Annotated in this window: 5 protein-coding genes; 4 read left to right on the top strand and 1 reads right to left on the bottom strand. The window is 38.5% G+C overall.

Annotated features, from left to right (window positions below):
- Positions 1 to 651: 651 nt before the first annotated feature.
- The 3 genes from ACT3RN_RS13815 (at position 652) to ACT3RN_RS13805 (ending at position 4,403) form a co-directional block, all read left to right on the top strand.
- A complete protein-coding gene (locus ACT3RN_RS13815) occupies positions 652 to 1,581 on the top strand; it encodes a TatD family hydrolase (RefSeq protein WP_192520423.1) in 930 nt (309 codons plus the stop codon).
- 110 nt (positions 1,582 to 1,691) lie between these two features.
- Entirely contained in the window at positions 1,692 to 2,564 is an 873-nt protein-coding gene (locus ACT3RN_RS13810; protein ID WP_192520422.1) for a tRNA threonylcarbamoyladenosine dehydratase, read from the top strand.
- A gap of 21 nt (positions 2,565 to 2,585) precedes the next feature.
- Complete coding sequence (locus ACT3RN_RS13805) at positions 2,586 to 4,403, top strand: GAF domain-containing hybrid sensor histidine kinase/response regulator (protein ID WP_225739296.1); 1,818 nt, start codon at positions 2,586 to 2,588, stop codon at positions 4,401 to 4,403.
- Positions 4,404 to 4,541: 138 nt separating this feature from the next.
- Here ACT3RN_RS13805 and efp read toward each other — a convergent pair whose 3' ends face one another.
- Complete coding sequence (gene efp / locus ACT3RN_RS13800; RefSeq protein WP_192520420.1) at positions 4,542 to 5,114, bottom strand: elongation factor P; 573 nt, start codon at positions 5,112 to 5,114, stop codon at positions 4,542 to 4,544.
- A gap of 167 nt (positions 5,115 to 5,281) precedes the next feature.
- Between efp and epmB the strand changes: the two genes are divergently transcribed.
- Complete coding sequence (gene epmB, locus ACT3RN_RS13795; RefSeq protein ID WP_192520419.1) at positions 5,282 to 6,289, top strand: EF-P beta-lysylation protein EpmB; 1,008 nt, start codon at positions 5,282 to 5,284, stop codon at positions 6,287 to 6,289.
- Positions 6,290 to 6,813 lie beyond the last annotated feature (524 nt).

Genomic DNA, 6,813 nt, shown 5'->3' with positions numbered 1-6,813 from the left:
GATAACTATCGATTAAATTGAAAACACGTCCTAATATGGTAATAATATATTTATAATATGAGATTCCCAAAATATAATTTACCGTATCAAAATCTCTTAGTTTTTAATATTTCGTACTTGCCCTTATTTTTGCTATTCTAGCTTTTATGAGTTGCATAAAGTGAGTATGAGGTATTTATATATTTAGTTAATAGTATATAAGTTAAGGTGAATATATGACGAGTCATGAAAAAATAAAAAAGAGGTTTCTTTTGGGAGCGGTGGTAATGGTTTTGCTGGTTGTGCCTCGACGTAGCAGTCGGAAGGCTGATATAGAGGAATCTAATAATCCACAAGCGAAAAAATAAAGTTCACACCTATAGCAAGTCTCTAATACAACAGATAGCTATATAGATTGGCTGAGATGGCTGAGCTTCAGAAAATATAGTCATGTAGTTGGTTAGTACTCCAATATTATTGGCTCTGTGTTCCACTTTTAATCGCAACTCATTCAATTTTTATTATTCTAAAATGAAAACATACGATAGAAGATACGATCTTTGATATAATTTATTCTGATTATTAAAATAATAATTGATAATATAGTCATTGACTTGGTTTTTTCTATAAAACTACAAACAATGAAGTATTTCAACGATACTAAAGACTCTTATGGCTGCCTCTATAACACCTATACAGGAAGTACCTGATATATATCCTCTTATTGATACCCATACTCATTTTGATGAGCCAGTATTCGATAATGATAGAGCATTACTGGTGCAGCAAGCTTATGCAAAAGGCGTGCGTCATTTGGTTTTAGTGGGATATTTATACAAGCATTTTGAGCGTATGTATGATGCAGAGCGACTATTGAATACCACAAAAACATCTAATAGCCAAAAAGTGTCACATATCGAAAGCCATATTGCAGTGGGCTTGCATCCATTTTATATTAATGAGCACAGTGAAGAGCACCTGAAAAACTTGGCAAAAATGATTGCTGAGCAGCGCCCGCTAGCAATTGGTGAAATAGGATTGGACACCTTTACTGCTGAGATGAAAGCTCCTAATGTCTTTGCAAGGCAAGTGCAGTTTTTTCAGGCGCAATTGGATATGGCAGTGTTGTATCAATTGCCCGTGATATTGCATATTCGGAAAGCACATGCAGAGGTATTGTCCATATTGAAAGCACATGCTTATGATGCACACAAACTAGGTGGTATTGCACATAGTTTTAGTGGTGGTGAGCAAGAAGCAAAGGCTTTTATAAAGCTAGGATTCAAACTGGGTGTGACTGGGCAAATCACCAATCCAAATGCCAAAAAGTTGCGCCGTGCTATTCAAGCAGCTGTCGATAGTCATGGTATTGAATGCTTGGTCATAGAGACGGACTGCCCAGATATGATGCCCATCATATGTCAGGCATCAGATAATAGTTGGCCTAATAAGCAGTCGCGTGACCGTAATACTCCTGCCAATCTGTCATGGGTCTTGTTGAGCTTAAGTGAGCTACTTGAGGTGTCGCCAGATAGACTTGCTAAACAATTATGGCTCAACAGTTGCAATGCTTTGCGCACGACATGGGCGTATCCATTATAATATTATTTGTTATCGGTCATTGCTGGCCAAGTTTTTGATAGACCATGGGTTGGTAATACGTCGCTGACGTAAGAGAGACCCATACAATTTAAAAGAGCATATAACCTGTTATGAGTGAAACACGAGAATTCGAACTGGCAGAGTCAGTCACCACTAAAGACTCTGTCATCGCTGAGGTGACGAAAGAAGACGATCAATATGAACGTCGTTTTCAAGGAACACGAACACTCTATAGTGCATCAGTTGTTGATACTTTCGCTGCTGCTCATGTTTATGTTGTTGGTGTAGGAGGGGTTGGCTCGTGGGCCGCAGAAGCTTTAGCTAGAACAGCGGTTGGAAATATTACTTTGATTGATTTAGACGTATTGGTTGCTTCTAATGTTAATCGGCAGTTACCTGCACTAGATAGTACTTTTGGTCAAAGTAAAATTGGCGCAATGGCTGCACGTATTCGTGAGATCAATCCTAAGGTAACACTTAATTTGATTGATGATTTTTTGACAGTGGAAAACATCGCAGCTTTATTACCAAGTCGTGATGAAGCCAAAGCAGCTACTTCTCAAGGCAAGCCGATCGTTATTTTAGATTGCGTCGACGATATGAATGCTAAGTTGGCCATTGCTTTACATTGTCGTTTTAATAAATTAAAAATGGTTTGTGCAGGTGGTGCAGGTGGCAAGATAGACCCTAGCCAAATCAGGGTAACTGATTTGCGTGATAGTTATCAAGATCCGCTACTAGCCAAATTACGTAACAAGCTGCGCCATGAAAAAGGTATTAATAGTACTTTAAAAGAAAAATTCGGTATTAAATGTGTTTATTCTACAGAGCCACCACGGATAGATAAGAGCTGTCAAACAGGTGGGCTACACTGCGGTGGCTATGGTTCAGCAGTCGTAGTTACATCAGTGGTTGCGATGATGATGGTGAGCGAAGCATTACAATTATTGATAAAACAGACGGACAATAAACTGAGCGTCTGATCTTATTTAATGGAGTCCATCTTGTCTATATTTAACGTACCTAAACTTAGCTACCCAGTAGCGGCAGATGAAGAAGAGCGTATCCATAAACTTAGGAAGTATCAAGTGCTGAACGATGATGATGATCCTGCATTCAGGCGTTTAGTCGAACTTGTAAAATTGTTTTTTGATATGCCTATCGTTACTATTACTTTTATGGATGATAATACACAATATCTAAAATCTGCGAAAGGACTTGGTAGTATATGTAGAACGACACGTGAAGTGGCTATTTGTAATTATACCGTGTTATCTGATGAAGTCTTTATGATACCTGATTTGTCGATAGACAGTCGTTTTAGTCGAAATCCATTAGTTACAGAAGATCCTTATGTGCACTTTTATGCTGGTGCGCCAATTATGATTTACGAAGACAATAAAAGCTACCGCTTAGGTTCTTTATGTGTGATGGATACCCAGCCAAATTATGAGTTTGATGAGCAAAAAGCAAAGATTTTGTCTCAGTTTGCGACGATGACAGCAGATGCGTTGCGGCTACGAGATAAACAGCGCGATGCTAAACATGCTAATAAAATGAAGTCGAGCTTTTTGGCGAATATGAGTCATGAAATCCGCACTCCAATGAATGGTATTATTGGCATGGTGGAGATGTTGAGTGAAACCAAACTGAGCATTGAACAACAAGAGTACGTGGACAATATCAAAGTATCTAATGAGCACTTGATGGCGATTATCAATGGTATTTTAGATTTATCAAAAGTTGAGTCTGGAAAAATGACCATTGATGCTATTCCAATCAACCTATCTGGATTATGTAATGAAGTGGTGAGCCTTTTTGCTGTCAGAGCACGCCAACGAGGGTTGGTTTTAGACTATCACTATACCGAGTCATTGTCTCCTTATGTGAAAGGAGATCCAGTGCGCCTCAAACAGATTATTGCTAATCTCGTCAATAATGCGATTAAATTCACTCGTGAAGGAGGGCGAGTTAGTATTGATGTTAAACATGTATTCAGTTGTCAGCATGAGGGCTTAGAAGCGTACAGCGCAGATAATTATCATCTTCAAGATGCTACAACAAATAATGCAAATGATAATACTATTCACGATGCGACCGCTAAATGTGATCGCGATAAGGTCATGACATTATGTATTGAGATCACCGATACGGGTGTTGGTATTAAGGCAGAGTCGTTAGATGCGATATTTGATGCTTATGATCAAGCAAATAAATTCACACATCGTCTTTATGGCGGTACTGGTCTTGGGCTTTCTGTTTGTAAGTCTTTAGTGAATTTAATGGGCGGTTATATTGATGTAGATAGTGAGGTGGGTGTCGGTACAACCTTTAGGGTTTTGTTGCCTTTACCTGCTATCGATGAGAACCAATACGAAGCGTGGCAAGATGAAAATGACGCTACTGTGATTGACTCTAACCACGAGCGTGCTGGTCATATATTGCTGGTTGAAGATGATAACGTCAATGCGATTATCGCCAAAAAAGCTTTGAAAAAGAGTGGTCATACCGTTACACATGTTGCTGATGGACAGCAAGCAATCGAGATTTTTGCACGCTCTCCTGAACGTTATGATGTTATTCTAATGGATCATCATATGCCTATATTAGATGGTGTACAGGCTACTATTAAATTACATGAGCTCTATGATCCTCAATCACTGCCACCTATTATCGCTTTGACTGCCAATGCAATGGATGGTGAGCGCGAAAAATACTTAAAAATAGGTATGCAAGATTATTGTACCAAGCCTTTCAAACAAGAGCAGTTAAACGCATTAGTGCAGTATTGGTTGATACAAAAGCAGTTACTAGAAGAGTAACTGCTTACATAAAATTTGTATTACGTTTTATGTGTCACGGTCATCAGTACAAAAAAAGCTGAGCTACTTATCAAGTAGTTCAGCTTTTTTATTACATAATAGATAGTGGCTATCTATCATATTGCTTTTCAATACTGTTTAGCTAACACGAGTTTGATAATCACCCGTGCGGGTATCGACACGTACGACTTCGTCTTGCTGTACAAACAAGGGTACACGTACAACCGCGCCAGTCTCTAGCTTAGCAGGTTTGCCGCCGCCGCCAGAGGTATCACCACGCACACCAGGGTCTGTTTCTGTGATTTGCAACTCAACAAAATTAGGTGGTGTTACTGACAAAGGTACGCCGTTAAATAAAGTAATGGTACATAGTGCATTGCTATTTTCTTTTAGCCACTGTGTTGAGTCGCCCATCGCTGTTTTATCAGCTTGGATCTGCTCAAAACTCTCTGGATCCATAAAATGCCAAAACTCACCATCGTTGTATAGATAGTTCAGTTCAGTATCCATCACATCAGCAGCTTCTAAGCTGTCACCAGATTTAAAGGTTTGTTCTAACACTTTACCACTACGAAGATTACGCAATTTAACACGGTTAAAAGCTTGGCCTTTACCTGGTTTGACAAATTCATTTTCAAGAATGGCACAAGGATTGCCATCTAGCATAACTTTTAGACCAGCTTTAAATTCATTAGTAGAAAAACTTGCCACAAGAGACTCCTAAGGGTTGTAAATATGATGAGAGATAATGGGATATGGGGTTTGCTGTATCAAAATCGCTGATTACGCTAAGTGTCTAAAGGATAAATCGTATGCTTTGATAGGCTACGTACTAAAAGCGTATAATATTGGATTTTGGGCACAGGTAATAGGCTGTCATGATAAACCATTTAATCACACAAAAAAACTGGAAAACGCAATTATCCGAGGCCATTACGTCTATTGATGAGCTATTAAGCATCTTACAGCTTGAAGCAGTGCGAGAAAGTATCTATGTGCCTAAGCATTTTGAGTTACGCGTCCCACGTGCTTTTGTAGCAAAAATGACCATTGGCGATAGGGACGATCCTTTATTAAAACAAGTATTACCAGATCAGCAGGAGCAAATAAAGGTCACGGGTTATGTGGCTGATCCTCTAAGCGAGAATACGCAAAACCCTATAAAGGGTATGCTCCATAAATACCAATCAAGAGTACTGTTGACCATTACAGGCGCCTGTGCCATTCACTGTCGTTATTGTTTTCGGCAGCATTTTGATTATAGTGCAAATATGCCCACAGCCGAAGCAAAAGAAAAAATCATTGATTATATTACCGCGCATCCTGAGATTAATGAGGTGATTTTGAGTGGTGGCGATCCACTGAATGTAACAAACAGACGTTTATTTGCATGGCTAGATACGCTTGAATCTCTTCCTCAGTTGACTACTATTCGTATGCATACTCGTTTGCCATTGGTCATTCCAGAGCGTTTGGATGATGCATTGTTGACAAGACTATCCCAAAGCCGCTGCAACATTGTGATGGTGATTCATTGTAATCATGCCAATGAAATAGATACACTAACTGCAGAACACTTGCAGCGTGCACGAGCTGCTAGAATAACCTTATTAAATCAAGCCGTTTTATTAAAAGGTATTAATGATAGTGTGGAGGTGCAAGCGCAATTAAGCCAGTGTTTATTCTCATGTGGTGTGCTACCTTATTATTTACACGTATTGGATAAAGTGTCTGGTGCCGCACATTTTGATATCGATGAACGGTCATCAATTCAGCTTTACTGGTCATTATTGGCGGTGTTACCAGGTTATCTTGTGCCAAAATTGGTCAGAGAGCTGCCGAATAGACCTTTTAAGGTACCAATTAACATTTACAATGAGCATTAATATAGGCACTATAGTGTATCTAAAAATTAGTGGACAAAGAATGAGTTTGTTAGTAAATACGAACTGTTTATCGTTGTTATGTTTTAGAAAAGATACAAAATGAAGTTAGGATTAATATTTTTATAAGTATTAAAAAATATAGCCTACTGTAAGGTGGTATCTATTGTTGGTGACACATCTTGACGTTAAGTCATCATTTAAAGCGAATCTTCAATTCAATTAATTGTTATCTAAACGGATTGAAGGTAGTCTAATATCGTTAAATAACTGGTGATATCCCGATATTATTAGCGCTAGTTTTCGCGTTTGATGGTGATTTATCTCATGTTTATCATCTTTGTTTAAATGAGGACACGGCCTAGTCAGTATAGGTAAGTCTATTGTGTGTCGTTACTGTGTTAGAGTATATTCATTTATTAGTATAAATTATCTTGATACCATAGTGCATTTATATGAGATTGCCTATATATCGTTGTGCGTTACCTGATTAAATACTTTCCTCCTGCCAAGTTACTCAAAGCCAC

Source organism: Psychrobacter sp. AOP5-GZ1-6 (genome assembly GCF_052376345.1).
In the GTDB taxonomy this organism is placed as follows: Bacteria; Pseudomonadota; Gammaproteobacteria; order Pseudomonadales; family Moraxellaceae; genus Psychrobacter.
The sequence above is the reverse complement of the archived record's forward strand: the minus strand, read 5'-3'. Positions and strand labels throughout refer to the sequence as shown.